Here is a 24053-nt window from a genome sequence, read left to right as displayed (position 1 = left end):
AGTTGCGATTTTACTTTCAAATTTCCTTAAAATAGTCAGCCCTGGTCATAGGCGATGGCTTCTAATGGCAAAATTACTGTAAATGTAGACCCTTTTCCTAGCTGTGAATCTACTTTAATTTCACCATCCATTAACTGAACGAATCGAGAGACTATTGCTAAACCTAATCCTGTACCATCAGAACTTTGTACTTGGGGAGCAGTTACTTCACGAAAATAGGGATTGAAGATTTGTGTTTGAGCATCTAAAGAAATACCAATACCACTATCAGTAATGGAAATAGCCCACTGCTGTTGAGATAGCGTCCAGCACTGCAAATGAATTGAACCAGATTCTGTGTAGCGAATTGCGTTACTCAGCAGATTTGTCAGAATTTGTTGAAGCCGAAGAGGATCTGTGATAACTTGACTTGGAGCGCGATCGCATTCAACAACTAAGGATAATTCTTTAGCACGCGCTAATGGCTCAATCATCTCTAAAACAAAGTTGATTAAACTACGCACATCGGTTAAAGTAGGCTGCAATTTCATCTGTCCGGCATCATAGCGCGAAATTTCCAGAGTATCGTTAATCAACCGGACAAGAAGTCTACCACTCTTGAGAACTCGCTCGATACTTTCAAGATTTCCATAGGTATCTTTAATATCTGATTGTTTACGCTGCTGGCGTAGAAATAAGTCTGCGTAACCTATGATTGAAGTGAGAGGCGTTTTCAGTTCATGAGCCAAATGAGAGAGACTATCTTTATTAGCGCGAACTAAACGAGTTAGTTCTTGGTTAGTCAACCGCAACTGACTTTGCAGTTGTTTAAGCTCTTGTAATCGTCCTTGAGTATAACTGTTAAAGCAACGGCCGATCGCTTCATCAATTACTGTATCAATTAGGCGAACAGCCCTTAGCACATCTTGTGCAGATCCTTGTAATAAATCTTCTTCTAAAAAGGAAAAAATCACAAACCGGAGTAAACGATACTCTCGCGCAATTTCGGCTGGCTCAAATCCCTGTTGGGCGCGGAGTGTACCGTGTTCTAAACTTGCATCTACTACTGTCTGCAAATCGCTCGTTTCCGATTCAGAAAGTACTGTTGCTAATGCTTTCAAAACGCGGGGTAAGCTATCCCGTACAGCTTTGAAAGTAAGTTCATTAGTAGCTTCAATTTGTTCATCTTGGTAAACCGCTTCTACCCATTGATCAAGAATGGCATCACTTTTTGCAATTAAAGTTTGACTAAAATCCATTTTTTGCCCAACCAAACAGAGTCAGCGCGAAGCCCCTTGCGCTAGAGCTAGCTTAGTGCATTTGATGTCAAGTTGGCAACTGACGGAAGATGGAGGTTAGTGAAAAGATAGTTGATTACTGAACTAATTACTTTAGCTTATTTCACGATCAATACAAGAACGATCGCTTAACCAAGTAGATATAGAGTAAGATAACTCAACTTCTTCAAGTCTTATTTATCTAACATACTATTGTTGAAAAATTAAATACATATTGCTTTGCAGATTATAAAAAAAGTGAAGAGATTTATTACAAAGAGTCTGCACCGTAACCGAGAACTCTTTTTCACACTGCCAAAATGTTACATTTATTGTCGCTTCAGTAGGCCGTAGAGATTATATCTCTAGCATAAATGTTTTGTGGTGTAATTGAGAGTTATTTTTTTATCTCAATTTTAGCAATTAAAAATATTAATAAATTACCAATTTTTGCTATTAACTATTGTTTTAAAGCACCAAGCAAAAAACTGACATTACTAATTGGTTCAGCCATATTAACTATATGATAATAAGTGCGATAGATATTTTATTCAGCATTGAAGAACCATTAAAATTTACTCAAGAAGATAAATCATGCCAGTAGACTTCTGGATCGATCCAAAGGGACAACCTTGGTTCTTAGAAGCCGGATTGTATTGTTATTTTGTTCCCAAAAGTGTGATTTATTCTATGGCGAAAGCAGCAGGAATCCATCTCAATGATTTATTAATAACCGCTATCAATGAAACGTTGGGTAGTAATAAAAAGGCGTTGCAAAATTGATAGTGAATTTGTTGAAAAAATGAAGAGAGTAAGGCTGCACTCAATAGAAGCAAGACTTACGCACAGGTAAGGGAAAATCAAACCGCAGAGGACACAGAGGACACGGAGAAATAAGAGTTTCAGAGAGTTTTTATTCTGAGTACTGGAGCGATCGCAGAAAAAATAAAGAGCATGAATAAAGCAATCAAGCGGACATGATATTACTTAATCGCCCCCTAATTCCACGAGTTTACCGATATTGAAGTCAATCTTGACCCTGCCTTTGAGTTGTTGCAGATTTTGTAGCAAAAGTAAAGTAATCTGCCAATGATGCAAAGTTAAAAATGGTAGAGAATCATCTATTTTAAAGAGATTGATTGAGCCATAAGTTTTTCCTTTACGTGGAATGCGGTTTTTTGTAGGAGCGCACAACTGTGCGCCCCTACGGGTATTGCATCCAAATTAGAATCGCTATAAAATTCCCTTTTTGTGATGCTTTGAATTGAGAAGCGCCTGTTACACCAAGCGTCTAATCAGGGTTATACCATCTCGGATCGGTAACAGAACTTGCTCTACACGAGAATCTGCGGCGACTATGCGGTTGAATTGAGCGATCGCCTCACCATTAGCAGTACGCTGTTCTGATGGTAAATAAACTTGTCCCTGCAACAAAGTATTATCTACGCAGATTAATCCGTTGGGAGCCAGCAAATAGCTATCCAAGATAATTTGGAAGTACTCTACATACTCCTTTTTGTCGGCATCAATGAAGATCAGATCAAATGATTCTTCTGCCGCCGCCAGCTTGTGCAGTGTCTCTAGTGCGGGTGCTACTTCTACAACAATCTTGTCGCCGTGGGGAGACTCCTGAAAACAAGTTTGAGCAAATTCGGCCACATAGGAGTCTACCTCACAAGCAATGAGTTGCCCATCGGCTGGTAACGCTTCCGCCATCGCTAAAGCTGAATATCCTGTGAACATTCCCACTTCTAGGATGCGCTTGGCCTTGGTCAGATGGACAAACATCTTTAGTGTCTGTCCTTCAAGATGTCCTGAGAGCATTTCCTGCTCTAGTTGACGCACTGTTTCACCATCACTGAAGCGTTTACTCCAGTCTTCTTTGCTGGTCTTCTGTGCTAGTGCTGTCAATGCGGCCGATTCGTGGGTAGTGCAATCATCCAGGTAGGGATCTAAACCTGCTGCTAATTGCAAGCCTTGACGCAGAGAAGTCAATATCTCTAAAGGTATATTGCTTTCTTCTGCCATTCTGAGGGTTTTTTGTAACTGCGCTACCAGAATGCTGTGTGGGGTTATCGGTCTAGCGGTATCTCGTCCTAAAATACTGGTCATGTTTTCACACTCCCAATAGTTCGGATTCTTCTTGAGTTTCTATGTAAGCGTCAATCCCATCTCCGCCACGAGGGTATGTAGCACATAAACGTTTGTGTTCAGCTAAAGCTGCATCTAATTCTTCACGGGTGAAATCGTTGACAAAGAAGCACTCACCAATGGGTTTTGGCATAGCTGCACGTTGTTTACCATCTCGCGTCAAGCTGATAGATTCGGTAGCATCCCAGAGCAAATCGCTATCTAGTAGAGGATGATCGATTGATAAACCTATACGACTCATCAAGCCCAAAATGCGATCGCGTTCTCCTGATGTAATGTAGCCACGTTTTGCAGCAATAGTTGCAGACAAAGCCATGTCTATATTGACTGCATGACCGTGAAACAACGGTATCATCGGAGCTAACTCTAAGGTAGGACTCCAAGTGTGGCCGTAGGCAATGACGCGATCAAGGTCTAACTCATGCAAATTAGGAGTTTCTAGCTCCAGCATAGTTTTAATTGCCTCGTAATTGAGTTTATGAGCGATCGCTTTCAGTTCATTTGTGCCATTCACATATCCAAAGTGAGTACGCAGCAACTCTTCGCCATACTCATCCAGCATTTCAAAGACTTCAGAGTTTGAAACAACAGCAATTTTGACCAACTCCGCCATACCATTACGAACTTGAGCCGTTGGTAATGTTTGCAAAAAGGAGAAATCAAGGATAACTTTCAAAGGAGCATGATACGCTCCCAAGCGATTTTTTAACTTGCGATGGTTGACCGCAACCTTAATCGCCACACCTGCATCAATCAAACCAATCAGTGTAGTAGGAATACGAATGTAGTTGCTCTTGCGGCGGTAAGAAGCACACGCAAACCCAGCTACATCAGTCATTAAACCACCACCCACTACTAACACCGGTTCTTTGCGGATTAAGCCAAAATCAGAAAAAGCGTCAACAATTTTTTCAAAGGTTGCAAGGGTTTTAGTCGGCTCGGTAATGACAATGGGAACTACAGTTAGATCAATGTCATAGTGTTTAAAATATGACTTAATTTGCTTACCGTATAGCCTATTGACATTGGCATCAATCACCGTCAGACAGCGGCCAAACTTCTCATAGCTGTCTGCAATTTCTCTGTTATTGATATCAAATGCGCCGTTTACATAGACAAGACTAAACTCAATTTTTTCGTAACCTTCCACGCGAAATTCAGCTTCTGTTGCTTGAAACGATGCTTGAACATTACTCATTATTTTTGACCTTGATAGAACTGAAAAATTTGTAAGAATTCAGGCAATATTTTCGATTTAACCTAGTGCATGGCAATAACAAATGATGCTCTTAGTCGCCCTAAATTAAAGGCACTCTAAAGCAAGCTTTCCCTATAAAAGCTCATTCTATTGATGGCTTGCGATGTTACTCAACAAGTCCATGTACTTAGATAAATTCTGTTGTAGGCTAACCTCTAATTTTAGATCGCCTTAAGACTAATCAACTAGTCCCATTAAAAATTTATCGTCATAACGCTTGCGCTCTTTTGGGATTGTTGACCTGAGTTCAGCAAGTTAACCTTAATTTAGATTAACTCCAGTATAAACTTCTAGGAAATGAACCTGAATGCAGATTAACTTCACGATGAACTTGCTATATCTATGCTATGGATATAGAGTTACAAATGTTTTAATTCGCAATATTTCTAACAGAGAAAACTGGATAAATAGTTTATCTCCGGGCTTCCATTTAAGATTACAGCCCTGATTAACCTTCAGTTCGCTGTTTTTTAGCATTATTCTCGAACCTTTTATCGCTAAACTTGCTACACTCTGTTTTATTCAGAATGCCAGTGGACTTTTAGTTTGTTTTAGTTAACTTTCTGTTCAGTATTTAATATACCAACGTCAGTAACTTTTGAAAACCCAAAATTTTAATTTATTAGAGTTACTAATTACACATATCAGTTTAACTCAATACACGATCAATTATATATTTACAAATCTTAAAAAAGAGTTAAGTTGGCTTTTTCGTTCCAAATCATGGGATTTTTTCATTCTAAAGTAATAGATTACTTGCTGGTGACTAACATAAAATGTGATACATGTATTCTGCCAAAAGTATATTAAGTGAATATTTTTTAATACTAAAAGTTGCTCCTGCCGATGTAGCGTGTACCTCAGTAGTGATAGATGATTAATATTGATTAATATGTATATTTGTTCCAATCACCATGCAACAGCTATTTCCCGGAGAGGTATTTGTCAACCTGCTGATTTTGGCACTGGTATTCGCCAACTCTTACCGAGATATGATAAGATGTTGGAGGTAATTAGCAGTTGTTTACCTACCACAAGTCGGCGTATTTTAGAATTAGGTTGTGGTACAAGCGAACTTAGTCTCAAGATACTCAACTGCTTTCCAGATGCCCAAGTAGTTGCCTTAGATTACTCACTGTGAATGCTGCAATTTGCCCAAGATAAAATCACAGCAGCAGGATATCAACAACACTGGACTGGTACACAAGCAGACTTTGGCGATTAGGCAGATAATCCAGAGAAATTTGATATTGGTAGAGAATTTGATGCTTGTGTCTCATCTTTAGCAATCCACCATCTCCAGGACGAGATGAAATTGAAGTTATTTGGACGAATTGCTGCTAGCCTCAGTAAAGACGGCTGTTTTTGGAATGCAGACGCGATTTTACCGGAATCACCAGCCTTAGCAGAAGTTTATAAGGCGGCACGAGAAGAATGGTCAGTTCAACTGGGAACTAATTTAACAAATATTCACGCAAAGCTTGGTGCAAGTAGCACCCAAGGTTACTCCAGTCAAGACCAGCTAGCTAGCTAAGATGCTCATTTAGAAATGTTAACCAAAGCTAGATTTAAGAGAGTTGCAGTACTTTGGAAATATTATGGTCTGGCGGTGTTTGGTGGCTGGCTGTGAAAATTTTAGATTTTGGATGCCTGAATTTGGGATTTGCCTGTCTCCAATGGATATTTATAGCATTAACAGCTTGATAGTAACAAAACACAATAAATAACATTATTTCCCTTGATTAAAATTAATATATAAACGCATTAGGTCTGTAAAGGAGGTTTTGCTAACTCACGCAAGGATTTTAGCTGAAACTTGCGGTCACTAAGCTTGCCTTGTGTTTTTATGCAATATTTCCACATCAGAAGTACCCGTGACGGTACTTATCCATCCTCCACAGACCTATCCGAAAATACAAAGTAGAAAAATTTTTTCAGAAAACAAACCAGAAACATACGATTTGGCTTCGTTTTTCTGCTCCTTTGTTTGTCAATATTTAATTTTAAAAGGAGAATATCTTGAATGGCTCGAAATAAAAAAAAATCAGCCGGATTCAAGTCTGAGCATCCACTTAACTCTAGATGCCCTATTTGTTGTATTATCCCACCCCATATCCTGGAAAATGTCGTTGTAAATGGCAACCCCCAGCAGCGTAGTTGGGCTTTTCATACATTAAATATTTCGGCACAGCTTCGTGGACGGAGAGATGTTATAGGTAATGTCTCATTTGCACCTTCTCCGGGTGAAAAGCGGCGCACTATCTACGATGCAAAATATGGCCAGCAACTTCCTGGTACACTAGTGCGTGGTGAGGGAGATCCTCCCAGCAGTGATGAAGCAGTTAATGAAGCCTACGATGCTGCTGGTGCTACTTATGAATTATTTTATGAGATATTCGATCGCAATTCCATCGACGACAAGGGACTACGTTTAGACTCTACGGTGCATTATGGCGTTAAATATGACAACGCCTTTTGGAACGGTGACCAAATGGTTTATGGTGATGGCGACGGAGAAATGTTTCAATGCTTTACGAAGTCAATAGATGTTATTGGGCATGAACTAGTTCATGGTATAACCCAGCATGAAGCGGGTTTACAGTATTATGGCGAACCTGGGGCACTGAATGAATCGTTTTCTGATGTCTTCGGTTCGTTAGTGAAACAAAAGAGTAAAAATCAGACTGCACAAGAGGCAGATTGGCTCATTGGCGAAGGTCTGTTAATACTCACTGTCAAAGGTGTTGCCTTGCGATCGCTAAAAGCACCGGGAACAGCATACAATGACCCAGTATTGGGTAAAGATCCGCAACCAGCCCACATGAAAGATAAATATACTGGTACTAATGATAACGGTGGGGTGCATATCAACTCAGGAATCCCTAACCATGCCTTTTATCTAGCGGCTGTTGAGATTGGTGGTTATGCTTGGGAAACAGTTGGTAAAATCTGGTATATTGCTTTACGCGATCGCTTGAATGCCAAAGCAGATTTTAAAAAAGCTGCCAACGTCACCATTAAAGTTGCTGGCGAACTCTACGGTAATGACAGTGATGAGCAAAAAGCTGTACAGAATGGTTGGCAAAAGGTAGGAGTTATTTAGAGTTAAGAGTTTTTTTTTAACTTCTAACTTTTAGATGTACTATTTGTTATTGCTAAACAGGGAGGTGAAAACTATCATCTGACAGTATTTGTATTTCTCCTAACTAAGTAGCATAACGGAGAGCAAAAAAAATGCGGATATCCTTTGAACGCACGGGCGGCTTTGCTGGGATTACCAAGAAAACAACCGTTGATACAGACACTCTTTTGCCAAATGAAGCCAGCACCCTTGTCCGACTGGTGGAAGTTGCTGATTTATTTAGGCTACCTGAACACATTACCTTGCTAAATCCTCAGAGCGATCGCTTTCAGTATAAATTAACTGTAGAAGATAACGGTAAGCAGCATACGGTGACTGTCAGTGAAGCAGCATTGCCAGGAACCTTAAGACCCCTAATTGAATGGCTACAAAATATAGCACAGAAAAGGTAATTTGCTGAAAAAGTTAACTTAAGGCTGACTTAACAATTCAAAATTCAAAAATAAATTCTAAATGGATTGTGGTGTGATGAATAAACCAATCAAGCGAGCTTTTTTAGACACCGAAGATGGACAAATTCTTTACCGTATTGGTGGCGAAGGAGAGCCTCTTTTACTACTACACATGAACCCACGTAGTAGTGATGAATACCGCGAATTAATGCCAATTCTGGCACAAAATTACTGCGTGATAGCAATGGATTTTATGGGTTTTGGAGATTCTGATAAACCGCCAAGGTTGTATTCAGTGGCTGACTACGCTAAAACTGTCATTGCTTTGTTGGATGAGTTAGGTATTGAAAAAACAAACATTCTGGGAAACCACACGGGAGCTTTTGTTTCTGGAGAAGTAGCAGCAGCTTACCCAGAACGTGTTAATAAATTAATTTTATGTAATGTAGCTGGCTTTGGTGAAGCAGGAAAAGTCGATTTAATTAGGAGATTTGATGAAGGTTTCGTCATTAAAGAAGATGGTTCGCACTTAATGGAAAGATGGTTGGCTCGTGCAAGATATGTAGGTTCTGCTAAGTTAAATCATCGATGGGTTTTAGATGATTTGAAATGCTTTGGCTATCCATTGTATGCAGTTTGGGCTGTGGGAAATTACTGCATTGAGGCTGCCGAAAGATTTAGTTTAATTAAATGTCCAGCTCTCATTGTTTGGGGAATTGATGATGTGGAAGAATTTGAGCGATTGGGTTTAGCACTAGCACAAGATAGATATTTTCTCTCTCAAGCTCTTCCTCATAGTAAAGTTGTCGAATTTGCAAGCGGAACTATTTGCATGATGAACCAAATACCAGAAAAAATTGCAAAGGCAGTACTCGAATTTTTGGATAGTACGAATCTTTAAAGACAGTAATATATTAGTATTTTTTGGTGGAACATTTATTTTAGTTTCTGGATTGTCACCCACTATGAATCTTCTATTTAGACAAAACAGCTGTACATTTAATCTCAACTATCAATCCTGGTGTAGATAAACCAGTAACGCCGATACCAGTCCAGGTAGGATAGTTATTAGTAAAATAGCGGTCTTTTACTTGCATAAACAATTGTAAAAATGGAATGATATGCAGTGATTTATTAAAAGCAGTTGCTTCAGCTTGGAATTCTCCTAAGCCAGTACCAGTGACATGGTAAGTAATCATTTCTACCACATCATCAAAGGTACTTCCCCCTGCATCTAGCACCTTTTTGACGTTTTCAAAAGCTTGAACAAACTGAGCTTCTATGCCTTTAACAATTTGCAAATTTTCATCTCTGCCTACTTGCCCAGAGATGTACAAAGTATTACCAACTTTAACACCAGGGCAATAATGAAATTTTTCATATAAAATTTCCATGCCCTTGGGAACGATCACTTGGCGAGTGGACATCATGAATTTCCTTATAATATTTGTTTGGATGACAACGAGTATACAGTTTAGTAATAAACACTAATTTAGATCAATTTAAGATGCCACCATAGCAAAGAAATGAAAAAGTAATTGATTCAAAATTATTTTTAGTTTATGCATTCTTATTTGCCTATTATATTTTAAAATTTAAATAACGTCCTCTAGGCGCACCTATTACCTGTCCTTGATGGTAAATTAAATTTCCGCGCAAAAAAGTACTTTTCACCCGCCCAGTTAACTCCACTCCTTCAAAAGGTGTATAACCTTGTTGTGACTCCGACTCAGCAGCACGTACCACAAAGGTTTCATTAGGGTCTAACAGCACCAAGTCAGCATCATAGCCAATTGCGATATCGCCTTTTTCTAACAAACCAAAGCGCCGGGATGGGTTCCAAGATAGCAATTTAGCCATGTGATTGTAGGACATCCCCCGTTTGCTACCTTCACTAAATACACCAGAAAGTAAATATTCTGTACCGCCAAAACCAGACTTTGCTAACCAAATATTATTCGGGTCTTTAGTACTTCTTTTTTGTTCAGCAGAACAGCAAGCATGGTCGCTAACTATCCAATCTACTTGATTGTTGAGTACTGCTTGCCATAAGTATTCCACATCGGCACGGGGACGAATAGGAGGGTTGACTTTTGCCCAAATTGTATTGGGAGTATCGACATCCAATAACAAATGTCCGATAGTAACTTCTCGCCGAAAATTGATATGAGGAAAAGCAGTTTGCATAGTCAAAGCTGCTTCCATTGCTTTACGCGAACTCAGGTGCAACAAATTAATATTTGCACAGTTAGTCTCATGCGCCAAATAAGAAGCAATGCAAATTGCTAAACCTTCAGAATGAGGAGGACGTGCTGCACTGTAAGCGTGTAATCCACTAAGACTAGAATCGTTTTCAACTATTTTGGTATAAGCGTTGAGAATTTCTGCAACTTCGCAATGCAAACTCAAGCTGATACTATCTCGCGCTTCTGGATGCTTTTCCATCAAGCGAGTTAGACCACGCATAATAAATTCAAAATGGGCGAAATCGTACCGTTCCTCTTTATTAATCATCAAGAAGAGGTTTTGCTGGTCTGACAAACCATGCAACCCATAACCGCCATAAAACATGAAGATTTTAAACGAAGAGACACCGTGTTCTTCAAACAATAAAGGTATTTCGTCGATATGCTGGCTAGATATAGGTGCGATGTGATAGCTGTAATCTACAAAAAAATTACCTGCGGATAACGCCAAGACCTCTGGAAAAAAATCGCGGTAGGAGCCACCTTTGTTAAGATAATACTGCCCTGTACGGATGTAATTCAGGCTGGTAGTCACGCCTCCCATTGCGGCTGCTTTGGTTTCAGTTACAGCATCTTTGTCGAGAGGTTGATAGATACCGATATGCATGTGGGCATCCACGACCCCAGGAAAGCCTAGTAGGTTTTTGCCATCAAATACCTCTTTACCTGTGTCTGGGCTAATATTAGGGGCAATCTGAGCAAATTTTCCATCCTTAATGCCTAAATCAAGTAGTTCGATTGCATCCTGATGGGGACGAACTACCCGCACATTTTTGATAATTTTATCTAATACGGGAGTTTCAGACACAGTAAACCTCACACTAAAATGAGTTTAGTCAGGAATTCCAACATCGAATCGGGACGAAGACCAAATCCCATCATTATATAACGGTTTTTTATGAAATCATCTTCAGGAGAAAAGACAATGGAAAGTTTTAATGAGTATCATATAGACCCCAAAAAATTTACTTTCCTCAAAAGTTTTGCAGATAACTGGCAAGTGATTAGAGATGAGTTTACACGTTTTATTAAGAATGCATCTGATGACGAGTTAAAGTCAACTTATGATATTTTAGGCCCTAAAAGTCAAACGATTAAAACCAAGGGTGATGCAAAATACAGTGCTTTTGGGATTTTATTTCAAGGTATGTTTATCGAAAAATATATTCAGGCGCATCAAATACAATATCCTGATTATGATCCAGATGATGCATTACAAAAAGCACTTATATTAAGAGAGAAATATTTCCCCAATTTGGCTAAAGTAATAGAAAAAGTCAACTTTAGCGATGATGGAATCATCAGAAATGTGTATTTTGGAACATTCCATCCAGGCTTGGATATCAAACTACATGTAAACTATAACCCTCACATGAATCGTGGCTATTTAGGATTAATTGTGCCAGAGGGAGATGTGGCTATGAAAATATGCTATGAGCAACTTTATTGGCATGAAGGAAAATTCCTGGTTTTAGATCACAGCTATCCACACTGTCCGCATAATTACACTAATTATGATAGAACTGTCTTGGTTGTAGATTTTTTTAAACCGGATAAGCCTAGAGATGAAGTTATCCGATTTGAAAAAGAGCAAGTTACACAACGGATGCAAGATAATCCTTACAGCTTAGGTGTTTTTGGTAAAAGCGATAAAGCTAAAGAAGAAGATTTTATCAAGTATGGTTTAGCTCATCAATTAAAGTGGGATAAAGCTTTATAAGCTTAGTATAATGCACCTTAGGTTTTTGATGGTGCGTTATGCTTTTAGCTAACGCACCATACATTTATATTTATTAAATTAATATAGGTAAATGAACGCAAAAGTTTACAAAAAGTTAATAGCAAAGCAACTTAATCAAGATTTTAAATCTGCCGTTGAAGTTATCGAAATTCCTATTTCTAAACCTGCGTCTAGTGAACTTTTAATTCAAAACAAATTTGCTGGCGTTAACGGTGGCTTTGACACCTTACTTTGTCGTGGTGATGTTCCCTATGTTAACTTGATTCCTCCCTTTGACTTGGGTGTGGAAGCAGTGGGAAAAGTTGTTGCTGTGGGTGAAAATGTTAAAGATTTTCAAATAGATGATGCTGTAATAACTACGGCGCGTGGTGGCGGTTATCGAGAATATCAGCTTATCGATGCAAACTTAGCAATGAAGGTGCAAGAAGCAACGCCAGAGGTGCTAACACTAATACCTACAGGTGTATCAGCTTTGGTTGCATTGGAACAAGTGGGAGAGATGAAAAGTAATGAAGTGGTTCTAGTGACAGCAGCAGCAGGAGGAACGGGTCATATTGCGGTGCAATTGGCAAAATTAGCTGGTAATCATGTCATTGGTACTTGTAGTTCTGAGGCAAAGGCAGATTTACTAAAGGAATTAGGGTGCGATCGCATTATCAACTATCGCACAGAAAACCTCAATCAAGTCCTCAAGCAAGAATACCCCAATGGGATTAATCTAATTTTTGAGTGTGTAGGCAAAGCAGTATTTGATACTTGCGTTGAAAACTTGGCAGTGCGCGGACGTTTAGTAGTGGTTGGTTTTATTTCCGAATACGCAAATAATGTAGAGCAAATTACACAATCACGCATTTATCATCAGCTATTTTGGAAAGCTGCTTCTGTGAAAGGCTTTCTTATGCCTCATTATAAAGAATATATGGCAGAGGCACGCGATCGCCTTTTAAACCTGTTCTACACAAACAAACTCAAAGTTGCCGTTGACCCAACACAGTTTCAAGGCATAGAATCTATACCCGACGCTGTAAAATATCTCCTCAATGGCCAGAATTGTGGCAAAGTGGTGGTGAGATTTTAAGTAACACGGTATTACTTTATATCCAGTCGGGGGTGAGAATGACACAAGATTCAGAAAATACTTTAAAAGTTGCTCAACAGGCATTTGAGAATCTGACGCATGGTATGGCAACAGGAGAGTGGGAAGCATTGTTAGATATGCTCACAGAAGATTTTACCTTTTGGTTCCCAATGGGAAAATTCCACGGTTTGAATGTGGGAAAAGAGCGAGCTAGAGAATTTTTCGAGTACGTTTCTAAATCATTCAGTCCTGGTTTGAACCTGACTAGTCTAGACCGTGTTACTAGTAATGAAACGACGGCTGTCTTTGAGTTTCGGGATGAGGGACTTTTGTTCGGACAGCCTTACAAAAATCGGGTAGCAGTTTCTTTTGATGTGCGTGGAGACAAAATTTGCAGCTATAGAGAATACTTTGGCAGCGATGGAAAATCGAATTAAATAATTCGTAATTACGAATTACTAATTATTTAATACACTCTTCTTAATTACTCTCAGGGTTGAGTTCGCTAATTTCTCGGCATTTAGCCTCTGCGGCTTGATATGCTGCTAAATAGTCTTGACCACCCAACATCACATCACCGTAATATTCATAAGGTGGATCGCCATAGATTGGCAATGGATCATCTTCTGGATAATCTTCTTTTGATTCTTCAATGATAGCTTTCAGTTTTTTAACGGTCAGCCTTTGTGCTGCAAAATACCAAAGTTCTTGGGGATTTTTGTTTAGGTGCGGTAATGTGGGATCGACAATACGGACATCGGAAGCGTCGCCTACCTCAATCCAACCGTGTTCAATCGGTCTGTATGGTTTCCCTGCAAAAGCTAAAAATCCCTGAATATATCTTGCTCCCTCAGTTGATAATGCTGCTTTATAAGCATTATCAAACGGAGTGCTAGCTCTGCTGTTTATACTTTCAGCAATTTTAATTGACAGCGTTTCATCCAATAGTTTGTTCATCAATAGCAAGGATTAGAGCAGCCGTAAAAATATATTACCACTGCTGCTTACAATTTTGCTTGGGCATCGGGCATTCACTAATCACAAATGAGTAACTCTACTTTGTATTAATCACCATCTGTAAATTTCTTAACAAGTCCCTCGAGGTGTAGGGCTTGGACAATAGGAGTTTGACACCTTTATCTACCTCGTCAGTCATGCTAGTTATGAATATCACGGGAATATCTTGAGTAGCTAGATTTGTTTTCAAAAGTTTGCAAGTTTTAAAATTGTCGATTTTTGGCATTAATACATCCAATAAAATCAGGTCATGTGAGGCAGATTCTGCAAAATTAAGTGCAGTTTTTCCATCTTCAGCTACTAAGACTTTAAAGCCATAAAACTCTAAAAATCAGATAATACTTTTAAGTGAATATGAGTATCATCAACTATTAAAATGATATTTTTGTTAAAATTCATACTTGCCTAGTATTAAATTTATTTTAAAGATTAGGAACCGCTATATAAATAGAAAACAAAGGTAGCACAGCTAGCTGTGCTACCTTACTATGTTGTTTATCCATCAAATCATGGGGTTGTGGGGGGATCAAGTTTTATGCGAACTGTCTTGGAACAACAGGGGCTTCCCCAACAAACTTGCCCAGCAGGCATATTAGTAAAAACACTACTACGAGCGCCAATCACAGTATTAGCGCCGATTTGCACTCCCGGCCCAATGAAACAATCTGCTGCTACCCATGCACCATTGTCAATGGTGATACTCGCTGTTTTCAACCCAAAGGCAGGGTCTTGGATATCATGACTACCAGTACAGAGGTAACTTTTTTGCGAAATTACACAGTGTTCACCGATGCGGATCTGATCGAGGCTATATAAAACTACGTTATCTCCAATCCAACTGTGGTTGCCAATGGTAACTTTCCAAGGGTAGGTGAAGCGGGCGGTGGGTCGAATTAATACGCCTTTACCGATACGAGCGCCAAATAGTCTTAGCAAAGCACAACGCAGAATATTTAACGGTTGAGGAGTAAGGGGAAAGGCGATCGCTTGCACAAGCCACCATAATAAAATATACCAACCTGGACGCCCCCGATCAAACCAGGATTGGTCATATTTGCGTAAATCTACGAAAGGTTGGTCATTAGTCATTAGTCATTAGTCATGAATTTTAGATTTTAGATTTTAGATTTTAAATTTTTCCTTCAATCCAAAATCTAAAATTGGCAGAGTTAGGAGTCAATAGTCAATAGCTCTACTTCTGTTCCCCTGCTACCCTGCTCCCCTACTCCTTCTTTGGGGGTAGTTGCAGTATTTAAGTGACCACCACAGCTGCGTAATTCGTAGAGTTTAACGCCAATTTGATATTCATATTGACTCAGCAAGCGTGCATAGATATATCCGGCTTTGCCATCCAAAAAACCGCGTTGAATAATATAAAATAAAACAAACCGTAAAATGGGTTTAAATGGCAGGTGTACCCACACTTTTTTCAAAAAGCGCTTGCGTTGCACTGCATCACCAAATAGATTCGCGCCGATAGTGCCGCTATCATCTTTACCTGTAAGAATATTAAAATAAACGCTGGCTTCCCAGTTAGAATAGCGGTTGTGTCGTTCTAACCAGTGATAAAGGTCGCGGAAGTCCTCGTGGAGCATATCATTTTTGAGATACCCAACTTTCCCCTGCAAAATCACATGTTCGTGAACTTCGTTATCACCAGTATTGGGAATCTCTTCTGTATGTAGGTTTTCGTAACGACCTTTTTTATGTTGAAATAAACGTAGATTCCAATCAGGATATTTCCCGCCATAACGAATCCATTTTCCTAAGAAAAATACGCGGCGGTTGAGATAATAACCTGTATATTCCTTGTTTTGAATTACTTGATCAATTTCTTCCCAAAGTTCGGGGGGAATGCGCTCATCGCAATCTACAATTAGCACCCATTCGTTACGAAAAGGTAGATTATCTAAAGACCAATTTTTCTTTTTGGGCCAGCGTCCATTGAAGTTGAATTGTACAACATTTACACCGTGACTGTTAGCGATTTCAATGCTGTTATCAGTACTTTGAGAATCTACTACAAATATCTCATCTGCTCTCCTGAGGCTAGCAAGGCAAGCAGGCAAGTTTGCTTGTTCGTTTTTTGCCGGAATTAATACAGAAACTGGTATTTTAGATGACATATATTTATGAGTTAGGAGTTAGAAGTAAAGCATTCTGAATTTTGAATTCTGAATTCTTCTTTATTTCTTATTTGATCTGGATAAAAGACCTTGAATAGCAGCATTTAAGTAACCAATCTGACCGTAAGCATATACAAGTTTGTCAAACCGTTCTGCTGGATCAGAAAAATATTGCAATGTCTTATACAAGCCGCGCACAAACCGTTCGCTACCTCGCTGTAATTGAGTAATTCCAGCTTTACCAGCGAGTTGTTCTCGATAGCATTCACTGATACCCTGCCACCAGCCCCGGTTTAAAAACCAGGAACGTTGGAGGCGTTCTGAAGCAACATTGTGAGCAACCAGCGCTTCGGGAAGATAAGCGACTTGCCAATTACGCTGTAGGGCAAATTCGGTCATTTGCAGTTCTTCATTTGATAATAAATTTTTTCCCACTCGACCAAGATGAGGATCAAAACCGCCAATTTCTTCTAGAAAACTGCGGCGGATGGAGTAATTTAAGCCTCTAGGTGTTAAGCCAGGTTGCTCGATATAGATGATACTGTCACCCAAATCGTATGCACCGAGATTTGCAGCTAATCCTGGAGATAGCCACCGTGGTTGTTGAATTCCTGGAGGCCAGATGAGAGTGACTTTGCCACCTGCGATCGCTAGTTTAGAATTATTGTAATAGGCAAAATATAAAACTTGTAGCCAGCCCTTGCTAGCAACGGCATCGTCATCCAGATAAGCAAGAATATTACCACTAGCTACTTTTGCACCCGTGTTGCGGGCGACAGATAAACCAATGGTAGGTTCAAATACATACTTCAGGCGCGGATTGTGGGCCCTTTGTTCTACAACCTCACGAGTGCGATCACTAGATCCATTATCAACTACCACAATTTCAAAGTCAGCAGCAAAATCCTGCGCTAAAAGACTATCAATTGCAGCCCCTAAATAGGTATCTCGATTGTGGGTACAGATAATGGCAGAAATTTGGGTGTCTGGCATAGATTTTATTTTGGATTTGAGATTTAGGATTTTAGATTAAAATCTTAAATCCAACGTACACCTGCTGAGAGTTAATCTAAACTAAAAATTACCGACCCACCAACCGAGTTTCTTCGGAAATAATCTTTAAAAATTTACGTTTGTTGAATATGACTGTGTAAAACTACAAGTGTTTGGGCTAGTTGACTCAGGCGAGTTTCCAAAGATTGCTTGCGCCCTAAAAGTTGACGTAACTTTTGGTAACGTGCGATCGCCATGCTAACATTGGGAATCTGATCTGCTGGACACGGGCGCGACCAGACTTTACCAGTATCGTCTATACCACAGAGACGGTAGCCAGTAATAGATGATTGATAAGATACTTTCCCACCAGTGGCGCAAATTTCTTCTACGTAGTTCATCAGGCGGTCAACTTCTGCATGGCGCAGTGTTGCAGTTCCTCCTGCTTCTGGTTCTTTGGGATTGGATTCTAACCAGCCATTGACAATTGGCCCTTCTAAGTAAATATCCTGAATTTGCTTCAAAATATTTTGTAGTTCTATTTGCCACCCGGCGACAGTTTCCTGAATTTCTTGCAATAAATTCATCGCCAATGCTGGATTTGCTCCGTGGCGATGGCTACTAAAGCTTGGAGTTTTCAACTTGGGTAGGCTGGGTGTTTTGTTACCATTCTCTTCTGCTTGAAAGGTCTGCACAGAGTCATGGTGAGGAAAGAAATTTTGTTCAAGAGGATAATCACTCTCAGTCTCTACGCCCAAGTCAACTGTTTTTTCTTCCTGAGAGGATGGAGTTTGTGTACTTTCTGTGGGTTCGTTGGCTCCGACACTGATTCTAAAGGAGAAAGGCCGTTTTGTCGTCGAATCACCAGCTTCTGCGGCAGAGGCAGTGCCGCGATTCCCTAAATCATGTAGAGTTGCTTCTATGCGTTTTAAGCCTGCGTTCATAAAGACATCCTGAGGTTTGCTGTCCCCGATGGTGTTGGATAATTAAGAATGGGGTTGTTGGGATTTTCGGCTTTTGCCAATTGTGACATCAATGATGCTGGTGCTAATTTTATCTCTTAAAAGTTATTTGAAACTAAAAATTTTGCCGATGAAGTAAAAAACTGCGGTAATAAATTGCAACATTAGGCATATTGTTAAAATACTCAGGAAAGAACTTTGGGTAAAATCATTTTAGTAATAGGGCCAGCACGATCTGGTAAAAGTGAATGGGCGGAAACTCTGGCTATGCAGTCAAAAAAAGCAGTTGTTTATGTAGCAACAGCCACTGATAACCCAGATGACGAAGAATGGCATCAACGCATTTTAGAACATCAACAACGTCGTCCCCAAGACTGGATAACTTTATCTGTACCTGTGGAACTGTCTGCTACTCTCGCCGATGCCAAACCTTATACCTGTCTTTTAGTTGATTCTTTAGGAACTTGGGTTGCGAATCTCTTAGAAGAGGACGAATCTAGCTGGGAAAACATTGTTACAGAGTTGTTAGAGACAGTGGATCTGGTAGCTGCTGATATAGTGTTTGTAGCAGAAGAGGTAGGTTGGGGTGTGATACCAGCTTATCCCCTTGGGAGGGCGTTCCGCGATCGCCTGGGTTCTTTAGTCCGCCAGCTAGGTGTACTCAGCAATACTGTTTATTTAGTTACTGGTGGTCATGTTCTCAATCTCAGCAGGCTTGGTTATCCATTGCCAAATAGAGGGGAAGGAGAAGTGAGGAGTCAAGATTCTTAACTATTGATTCAAATTAATCCAAAATCTAAAATCTAAAATTTAAAATTGTAATATGGCAACCAAACAAGAAGTTAGAGGATACCTTGCCTACTGGTTTCAGTTGGGTAAGAAACTGATTATGAGCAACGGTAAGGCAAGCCTTTTGCCCCAATCGGTGCTAAATGGCGATCGCTATAGTGAAGAATTTGAAGAGTGTTGGCAAAAAATTCTCTCACCGGAATCGGGTGATTGTTACCTAGAGGGTACACATGAAACCATTGCTGAACTGTTGACGCCAGCCTGGGAGATGCTACCTTGCAGCCGTTGCAGTATGCCAGTAGCAGCGCGAAACGTCGGGATGCCGGCGTTATTATGTCCCTGTAATGATTTACCTAACTGGCCTAATACCGAATTACCAGCACCGCGAAAGCCAATTAAGACTCAAGACCAACTCAAAACAATCCGCGATCGCTTGTAGACTTATTAATTGAGATATTACGTCGGTGCAACTTAGGAGATTTAGCCAATTTCCAGATCGAATAATATTGATCGCTGTAAACAATATCTGTCTTTAATTTATAATTTTTTTCGATTGTTTCGCGCCAAGTGTCTGAAGGATTGAGTAAAAATACATCAGCAAACCCATTAGGGATTTTAGGGATTTGTTGGTTGTTCACCAACAAAAATCGTACTTTTGGTTCCAAAAGATAGCTTAGAGAAAAAATATTCCCATAATTATTGCCCAAAGCATCACTAACCAAAAGTGGACTACTCGTCTGATTGATGATTTGGGCAACTTGTGGATTACTATAGCTCATACCCTTATTCCACCAAGTTTCTGCCTGGGAACTCACCTTAGAAGAAATTAGTCCACAAATAATCACTAATGTCATGATTATCTGCCAAATGCTCCGGCGTGACACGCTTTCATTATATATTTGCGTAGCTAGTAGGTAAGCAACAGTTACTTGGATTCCTAAATAAGATGGCATGAAATATGGTTCAGTAGATAATTGTATGCCATCGCCACTTGACAGTATTAAGGGTAGTGCTGGCACTACAATCAATGTGATAATAAAAAACCAAACTTTATAGTTAGTTGTTAGACAAAGAAAACAAATTGAATATCCTACCAGAATTAAAAATATTAGTGTAATTAAATAGTTTAGAGGATTATCTAGCTTAAGGTCTATATCAAAAAAAACTCGGCTTAACTGCATCAGTAAGAATGGAAATGTAGGCATCAAAGATGACTGGATTCTTGTTTTATCTGTTGAAATCAAAAATTGGAAAAAGTCACCCATCACAATTGTTATCCAAGGCATGAAGGCTAAAAAACCTACTAGTGATACTAACAGATAAGTTCTGACAGTTTCAGTCAACTTCAATTGGGCAGCGATAGTTACATAAATTCCGTGAGCAAGTGCTACAAATGCACTCCAAAGACATGTATAAAGACTGATAGCTAAAGTTACTGCATAAATGCTCCAGATAGCGAATAAATCTGGTCTTTTTTGTTCTTTTACTGGCTCATCTTTATCTTGTGATTCTAGCCGCATTACTCGTAACAGAGATGCACTAGATAGTAATATGGTAACTAACCAGAGAATATATTCTTGTGCTTCTTGGGCATAAACTAGTTGAATTGGAGAAATTGCCATGAGTGCGATCGCTACACCAGGAACCGATAATGGCACATTAAATAATTCTCGGCATAGCCAATAAACACAAGGAAAAACTAGTAAACTGATGCAGGCAGATAAACTTCTAATTGCCGTCACCGAATTACCAAAGATTTCCATCCACAATCTGGCTATTATGTAATAAAGCGGTGGATGGTAAGGATCTTCTTTTGCCAAATTCATGATTGTCTCATTTAAGCTTTTTTGTTGATTTGCACCTTGAAACTGGGCAAAGCGTTCTCTAGTAATGACACGATTATTAAAAATTTGTTGCTTTACTTCAGTTATTTTGTAACCAGAAATCCGCAATGAAGTATAAGTTTCATCGTGCCAGTAAACTTTACCGTCAAGGTTAAAAAAGCGAAACAATATACCCATCGCCAATAAGAAAATAATTAAAAATCGCAACCAACTCGAAGCAAATTTGAGATGGCGCATAAGTAATTTTTCCCAATAATTTGTCTAAAATAATCCAGTCAGGCAGGCGTATTAGATGAAGTGCCGCAGCTACGCCCGTTGTAAACATCGCTAGTTATTATATCTAAACCTGCTCATCTTTATCGCTAACATACTTTGAGTAAGAATCATGTGATTTGAAATATTGACAATAAATATCTCTCTTCTATTAACTCTGAAAACAATAGCACAAGGTTGTATCCAAGACGGCAAAACTGACCTTCCTTTTACAGCCGAGATGCAAATGAGAAGTAAAATATCATAAATATTCATATTTTTACAGGCCGTGTAGTGCGCTAGCAATAGCACAATAGACTAGCTTTGTTCCTGTAGTTGCGACTGAGTGTCGTTAAGACAAAAGAGAATTTTTACAATATTTGCTAACGTTATCTAGAAAAGTCGTTGGTATTAGATATAGTTAAAAAATCAATAGTCTTAAAATGTCGGTCAATAGCTGGAATACTGCATATTTTAGCTCCAATATTCAAGTATGCTTGCAAAATTTTAGGTATTTGAACATTGGATAAATCTGGACATCTCTGAGGGATTTTTAGACAAAATTGTGAATTTGGATAAACCAAAATACTTGGATGCATCAAGCCATTCTGCTGAAAATAATCATAAGTGCAAGTAGCTGTTGAAGGACATTGTGTTAGTAATGATGCACAGCCAAAGAAATATTGATTTCTACTCCAGATGAGATAATTTGCTAGCCCTTTCCATAATAGTAAAAGTGCCTGACTGTTGCGGTATTCTTTAGCTATACATGCACGTCCAACTTCAACTGATGCCTGAAGCACAGAATTGGGAATCGCATTAAGATTAAATATATCGGCAGCATCAAAGCCTAATTTTTGAGAAGCCATTGCATAGGTTTGCATCCGATAAGTTCCAATGGTTTTACCAGTTTGTTTGGAGATCATGATTAAATGATGGCAAACCGTATCAAACTTATCTATATCCATCTGGGTAAAGTTAGAAGCAGAAAATCCCAAGCCTAGTTCAAGATTAAAAACTTCAAAGCGTAATCGAAAAATTGATTCTAATTCTTCTTCAGTTGACGCTAGCCGTAGGATATATTTTTCAGTTTGAAGGACGGGAAAATCTTCAAGAGTGGGAGGAGGATTCAGTGGGTAATTGATGTTGCGTCCAGAAACTTCCATCTATCTTCCTACTTAGATTTGCAAAAATATTTTACTAGGATTTAGGGACTATACAAATAGCTCACATTATGCATTAATGTGTTGAAGTTGATTGAGACGGTTTTTGATAAAAGAACCTCTAGAAAGCTTTTTTACACCAATTCATGGAAACCCTGAAACATATAAATTTCTCGTAAAGGCATGGCAAAGACAAGCCCCTACCAACGTATTTGTATCATTATTAAAGTGAAATGGTATTAGTCTCTTGGATTAGAGGTAGAGTGCTTTTATTATGGAGATTAATTCCGAAAAAATCTGGCAATAAGATACAAAATTTTTATTTTATATAGGCTATAAATCAATACGGTTAAGTAATGTATCGAACTTAGGTTAAATTAAAGTGAAACAGTATCAGCATAAGTCAAAATCAAGGCAGAAAGCCCCCGGATAAATCCAGGGGCTTAGATAATTTTGGTTGCGATCGCCTATGGCAGGCGGGCACGTGATCGCAATCTGCGGTAAATGCACTCTAAAATACTTAATTAATTACGATGATTATTGCTGTAGTGAACCCTTGTACCAGCCCAAAGCAACTTCTCCCGTAGCGTTTGATAGTAGGAATTGTTCTCGCGCAAAATAATAAATTTAGCCCGACAATCTGCCATCCGCACATCAACGCGGTGTCCCGGCCAAATTGAAGTCCCTAAAACCCCATCTGTCCACAGCTTAGTACTCAAATCGTAATCCCCCAAAGGCCAAATACTCACCACAGAACCAGGGGGTAAAACGAGGGGGCGACTAGAAAGGCTCATTGCACAAATGGGAGTGATGGTAATCGCCTCCATACCATCATGCATAATTGGCCCATTAGCAGAAACAGTGTAACCAGTGGAACCTGTGGGAGTGGAAATAATTAACCCGTCCCCGACGTACTGATCGACTACCTCACCGTCAATTTCCATTTCCAGAATTGAAGTAATCATCCGATCTGCGGAGGCGGGTTTGACACAAAACTCATTCAGAGCCAGATAATGCTCACTAACTGGTTCTAAATTAGACCCGTGACCCTCATACACAGCAGCTTGTAGCATCATCCGTCGTTGGATAGCATAGCGATCCTCAAACAGTCGATCCCAAACTTTCTCAGTATCCTGAAATTCTTCCACCGACTCGGTTAAAAACCCCAGATGACCTCCCACATTCACTCCCAGAATAGGGATGCCAGCTGGGGCTAAATGTCTGGCACCAGTTAAAACAGTACCATCGCCACCGAGTACCAAAGCGAGATCGATTGGTTGAGCCGCCGAAGCCAAAAAGACAGGATAGGGGTTGTCTTTCGGCCCGCTAGGCCCCATCAACACCTGGCACTCGCGGCTTTCTAGTTGTTTAGCACAGATTTCTGCCCATTGTTTACTCCGGGCATCCCGCGCTTTATAAGCAATGATTACCTGCTTGAGTTGCACGCACAATTACCATTTCAGGAGATTAAACTGCTCCATATCGACGGTATCGCGGTTGCGATAAATGGCAAGCACGATCGCTAAACCCACCGCCGCCTCGGCTGCGGCCACGGTAATCACAAATACTGTGAAAACCTGACCCTTAATTAATGTTGAGTCGAGGAAGTTGGAAAATGCCATTAAATTCAGATTAACAGCATT

General features: G+C 39.6%; 24 protein-coding genes and 3 pseudogenes. 11 read left to right on the top strand and 16 right to left on the bottom strand.

Translation table 11 applies throughout. From position 1 onward, the window contains the following. Nucleotides 1-35 precede the first annotated feature (35 nt). A complete protein-coding gene (locus tag ACFE90_RS08035; RefSeq protein WP_375499343.1) occupies nt 36-1238 on the bottom strand; it encodes an ATP-binding protein in 1203 nt (400 codons plus the stop codon). A gap of 612 nt (nt 1239-1850) precedes the next feature. On the opposite strand from ACFE90_RS08035, the gene ACFE90_RS08030 reads away from it, so the two are divergent. Beyond that, nucleotides 1851-2039 carry a hypothetical protein gene (locus ACFE90_RS08030; protein WP_375499341.1) on the top strand — a complete coding sequence of 63 codons (189 nt, stop codon included), beginning with the start codon at nt 1851-1853 and terminating at the stop codon, nt 2037-2039. A gap of 204 nt (nt 2040-2243) precedes the next feature. Here the strand turns inward: ACFE90_RS08030 and ACFE90_RS08025 are convergent. The 3 genes and pseudogenes from ACFE90_RS08025 to ACFE90_RS08015 form a co-directional block, all read right to left on the bottom strand. Then, a pseudogene (locus tag ACFE90_RS08025) lies at nt 2244-2378 on the bottom strand (ATP-grasp enzyme); the annotation flags it as partial. 156 nt (nt 2379-2534) lie between these two features. Further along, nucleotides 2535-3368: an O-methyltransferase gene (locus ACFE90_RS08020; protein WP_375499339.1), complete on the bottom strand. Its 834-nt coding sequence runs from the start codon at nt 3366-3368 to the stop codon at nt 2535-2537. 4 nt (nt 3369-3372) lie between these two features. After that, nucleotides 3373-4605, bottom strand: coding sequence for a sedoheptulose 7-phosphate cyclase (locus ACFE90_RS08015; protein WP_375499337.1), 1233 nt, complete (start codon nt 4603-4605; stop codon nt 3373-3375). A gap of 974 nt (nt 4606-5579) precedes the next feature. On the opposite strand from ACFE90_RS08015, the pseudogene ACFE90_RS08010 reads away from it, so the two are divergent. The 4 genes and pseudogenes from ACFE90_RS08010 to ACFE90_RS07995 all read left to right on the top strand — a co-directional run bounded on the left by ACFE90_RS08010 (nt 5580) and on the right by ACFE90_RS07995 (nt 9100). Continuing rightward, nucleotides 5580-6295: pseudogene (locus ACFE90_RS08010) on the top strand (class I SAM-dependent methyltransferase). 393 nt (nt 6296-6688) lie between these two features. Continuing rightward, nucleotides 6689-7768, top strand: coding sequence for a M4 family metallopeptidase (locus ACFE90_RS08005; protein WP_375499335.1), 1080 nt, complete (start codon nt 6689-6691; stop codon nt 7766-7768). A gap of 131 nt (nt 7769-7899) precedes the next feature. Beyond that, nucleotides 7900-8199, top strand: a complete 300-nt coding sequence (locus ACFE90_RS08000; protein WP_375499333.1) for a protealysin inhibitor emfourin — start codon at nt 7900-7902, stop codon at nt 8197-8199. A gap of 76 nt (nt 8200-8275) precedes the next feature. Continuing rightward, nucleotides 8276-9100, top strand: a complete 825-nt coding sequence (locus ACFE90_RS07995; protein WP_375499331.1) for an alpha/beta fold hydrolase — start codon at nt 8276-8278, stop codon at nt 9098-9100. A gap of 73 nt (nt 9101-9173) precedes the next feature. Here ACFE90_RS07995 and ACFE90_RS07990 read toward each other — a convergent pair whose 3' ends face one another. Together ACFE90_RS07990 and ACFE90_RS07985 are read right to left on the bottom strand one after the other, a co-directional pair. Continuing rightward, nucleotides 9174-9629, bottom strand: a complete 456-nt coding sequence (locus ACFE90_RS07990) for a RidA family protein (protein ID WP_375499329.1) — start codon at nt 9627-9629, stop codon at nt 9174-9176. A 151-nt stretch (nt 9630-9780) separates the two neighbouring features. After that, entirely contained in the window at nt 9781-11253 is a 1473-nt protein-coding gene (locus ACFE90_RS07985; RefSeq protein ID WP_375499327.1) for an amidohydrolase family protein, read from the bottom strand. 47 nt (nt 11254-11300) lie between these two features. On the opposite strand from ACFE90_RS07985, the gene ACFE90_RS07980 reads away from it, so the two are divergent. From ACFE90_RS07980 to ACFE90_RS07965, 4 genes are all read left to right on the top strand, one after another. Further along, entirely contained in the window at nt 11301-11384 is an 84-nt protein-coding gene (locus ACFE90_RS07980; RefSeq protein WP_374108391.1) for a hypothetical protein, read from the top strand. Continuing rightward, the gene (locus tag ACFE90_RS07975) at nt 11371-12165 is read left to right on the top strand and encodes an aspartyl/asparaginyl beta-hydroxylase domain-containing protein (RefSeq protein WP_375499371.1); all 795 of its coding nucleotides are present in this window, start codon (nt 11371-11373) and stop codon (nt 12163-12165) included. The genes ACFE90_RS07980 and ACFE90_RS07975 overlap by 14 nt, the downstream gene beginning before the upstream one ends. 91 nt (nt 12166-12256) lie before the next feature. Next, nucleotides 12257-13264, top strand: a complete 1008-nt coding sequence (locus ACFE90_RS07970; RefSeq protein WP_375499325.1) for a zinc-binding dehydrogenase — start codon at nt 12257-12259, stop codon at nt 13262-13264. A 38-nt stretch (nt 13265-13302) separates the two neighbouring features. Continuing rightward, nucleotides 13303-13701 carry a nuclear transport factor 2 family protein gene (locus tag ACFE90_RS07965; RefSeq protein WP_375499323.1) on the top strand — a complete coding sequence of 133 codons (399 nt, stop codon included), beginning with the start codon at nt 13303-13305 and terminating at the stop codon, nt 13699-13701. 43 nt (nt 13702-13744) lie between these two features. On the opposite strand, the gene ACFE90_RS07960 is transcribed toward ACFE90_RS07965, so the two are convergent. The 6 genes and pseudogenes from ACFE90_RS07960 to ACFE90_RS07935 all read right to left on the bottom strand — a co-directional run bounded on the left by ACFE90_RS07960 (nt 13745) and on the right by ACFE90_RS07935 (nt 18344). Beyond that, nucleotides 13745-14221, bottom strand: a complete 477-nt coding sequence (locus ACFE90_RS07960) for a hypothetical protein (RefSeq protein ID WP_375499321.1) — start codon at nt 14219-14221, stop codon at nt 13745-13747. Nucleotides 14222-14318: 97 nt separating this feature from the next. Then, nucleotides 14319-14597, bottom strand: a pseudogene (locus ACFE90_RS07955) (response regulator); the annotation flags it as partial. A 191-nt stretch (nt 14598-14788) separates the two neighbouring features. Continuing rightward, nucleotides 14789-15370, bottom strand: coding sequence for a hormogonium polysaccharide biosynthesis acetyltransferase HpsU (hpsU, locus tag ACFE90_RS07950; RefSeq protein WP_375499319.1), 582 nt, complete (start codon nt 15368-15370; stop codon nt 14789-14791). An 80-nt stretch (nt 15371-15450) separates the two neighbouring features. Continuing rightward, the gene (locus ACFE90_RS07945) at nt 15451-16407 is read right to left on the bottom strand and encodes a glycosyltransferase family 2 protein (RefSeq protein WP_375499317.1); all 957 of its coding nucleotides are present in this window, start codon (nt 16405-16407) and stop codon (nt 15451-15453) included. 60 nt (nt 16408-16467) lie between these two features. Beyond that, nucleotides 16468-17400, bottom strand: a complete 933-nt coding sequence (locus ACFE90_RS07940; RefSeq protein ID WP_375499315.1) for a glycosyltransferase family 2 protein — start codon at nt 17398-17400, stop codon at nt 16468-16470. A 134-nt stretch (nt 17401-17534) separates the two neighbouring features. Beyond that, on the bottom strand, nt 17535-18344 hold the full coding sequence (locus tag ACFE90_RS07935) for a hypothetical protein (protein ID WP_375499313.1): 810 nt from the start codon (nt 18342-18344) through the stop codon (nt 17535-17537). Nucleotides 18345-18560: 216 nt separating this feature from the next. Between ACFE90_RS07935 and cobU the strand changes: the two genes are divergently transcribed. Together cobU and ACFE90_RS07925 are read left to right on the top strand one after the other, a co-directional pair. Then, nucleotides 18561-19133 (top strand): bifunctional adenosylcobinamide kinase/adenosylcobinamide-phosphate guanylyltransferase, encoded by a 573-nt coding sequence (cobU, locus tag ACFE90_RS07930; RefSeq protein WP_375499311.1) that lies wholly within the window; start codon nt 18561-18563, stop codon nt 19131-19133. 52 nt (nt 19134-19185) lie between these two features. Next, entirely contained in the window at nt 19186-19590 is a 405-nt protein-coding gene (locus tag ACFE90_RS07925; RefSeq protein WP_375499309.1) for a hypothetical protein, read from the top strand. Here the strand turns inward: ACFE90_RS07925 and ACFE90_RS07920 are convergent. From ACFE90_RS07920 to nuoK, 4 genes are all read right to left on the bottom strand, one after another. Continuing rightward, entirely contained in the window at nt 19565-21232 is a 1668-nt protein-coding gene (locus tag ACFE90_RS07920; protein ID WP_375499307.1) for a glycosyltransferase family 39 protein, read from the bottom strand. The two genes, ACFE90_RS07925 and ACFE90_RS07920, sit on opposite strands and share 26 nt — an antisense overlap. A 404-nt stretch (nt 21233-21636) precedes the next feature. After that, nucleotides 21637-22413, bottom strand: coding sequence for a GNAT family N-acetyltransferase (locus ACFE90_RS07915; RefSeq protein ID WP_375499305.1), 777 nt, complete (start codon nt 22411-22413; stop codon nt 21637-21639). Between the two features lie 521 nt (nt 22414-22934). Next, nucleotides 22935-23855, bottom strand: a complete 921-nt coding sequence (locus ACFE90_RS07910; protein WP_100898810.1) for an NAD(+) kinase — start codon at nt 23853-23855, stop codon at nt 22935-22937. Between the two features lie 6 nt (nt 23856-23861). Beyond that, on the bottom strand, nt 23862-24053 hold a 192-nt coding region (gene nuoK, locus ACFE90_RS07905), incomplete at its 5' end, for an NADH-quinone oxidoreductase subunit NuoK (RefSeq protein ID WP_375499303.1).

The sequence above is a fragment of the uncultured Nostoc sp. genome, from assembly GCF_964245445.1.
Classification (GTDB): domain Bacteria; phylum Cyanobacteriota; class Cyanobacteriia; order Cyanobacteriales; family Nostocaceae; genus Nostoc.
Note: the sequence above shows the minus strand (reverse complement) of the source record. Positions and strands in the feature narration are given on the sequence as shown.

Bases quoted from the DNA above. Each gene is read 5' to 3' on its own strand.
- ACFE90_RS07915 (WP_375499305.1), bottom strand. From the start codon at position 22,413: ATGGAAGTTTCTGGACGCAACATCAATTACCCACTGAATCCTCCTCCC.
- ACFE90_RS08015 (WP_375499337.1), bottom strand. From the start codon at position 4,605: ATGAGTAATGTTCAAGCATCGTTTCAAGCAACAGAAGCTGAATTTCGC.
- ACFE90_RS08000 (WP_375499333.1), top strand. From the start codon at position 7,900: ATGCGGATATCCTTTGAACGCACGGGCGGCTTTGCTGGGATTACCAAG.
- ACFE90_RS07940 (WP_375499315.1), bottom strand. From the start codon at position 17,400: ATGCCAGACACCCAAATTTCTGCCATTATCTGTACCCACAATCGAGAT.
- ACFE90_RS07960 (WP_375499321.1), bottom strand. From the start codon at position 14,221: ATGAACAAACTATTGGATGAAACGCTGTCAATTAAAATTGCTGAAAGT.
- ACFE90_RS07925 (WP_375499309.1), top strand. From the start codon at position 19,186: ATGGCAACCAAACAAGAAGTTAGAGGATACCTTGCCTACTGGTTTCAG.
- ACFE90_RS08005 (WP_375499335.1), top strand. From the start codon at position 6,689: ATGGCTCGAAATAAAAAAAAATCAGCCGGATTCAAGTCTGAGCATCCA.
- ACFE90_RS07970 (WP_375499325.1), top strand. From the start codon at position 12,257: ATGAACGCAAAAGTTTACAAAAAGTTAATAGCAAAGCAACTTAATCAA.
- ACFE90_RS07975 (WP_375499371.1), top strand. From the start codon at position 11,371: ATGGAAAGTTTTAATGAGTATCATATAGACCCCAAAAAATTTACTTTC.
- ACFE90_RS07990 (WP_375499329.1), bottom strand. From the start codon at position 9,629: ATGATGTCCACTCGCCAAGTGATCGTTCCCAAGGGCATGGAAATTTTA.
- ACFE90_RS07935 (WP_375499313.1), bottom strand. From the start codon at position 18,344: ATGAACGCAGGCTTAAAACGCATAGAAGCAACTCTACATGATTTAGGG.
- ACFE90_RS08035 (WP_375499343.1), bottom strand. From the start codon at position 1,238: ATGGATTTTAGTCAAACTTTAATTGCAAAAAGTGATGCCATTCTTGAT.
- ACFE90_RS07945 (WP_375499317.1), bottom strand. From the start codon at position 16,407: ATGTCATCTAAAATACCAGTTTCTGTATTAATTCCGGCAAAAAACGAA.
- ACFE90_RS07995 (WP_375499331.1), top strand. From the start codon at position 8,276: ATGAATAAACCAATCAAGCGAGCTTTTTTAGACACCGAAGATGGACAA.
- ACFE90_RS07965 (WP_375499323.1), top strand. From the start codon at position 13,303: ATGACACAAGATTCAGAAAATACTTTAAAAGTTGCTCAACAGGCATTT.
- hpsU (WP_375499319.1), bottom strand. From the start codon at position 15,370: ATGACTAATGACCAACCTTTCGTAGATTTACGCAAATATGACCAATCC.
- ACFE90_RS08020 (WP_375499339.1), bottom strand. From the start codon at position 3,368: ATGACCAGTATTTTAGGACGAGATACCGCTAGACCGATAACCCCACAC.
- ACFE90_RS07920 (WP_375499307.1), bottom strand. From the start codon at position 21,232: ATGCGCCATCTCAAATTTGCTTCGAGTTGGTTGCGATTTTTAATTATT.
- ACFE90_RS08030 (WP_375499341.1), top strand. From the start codon at position 1,851: ATGCCAGTAGACTTCTGGATCGATCCAAAGGGACAACCTTGGTTCTTA.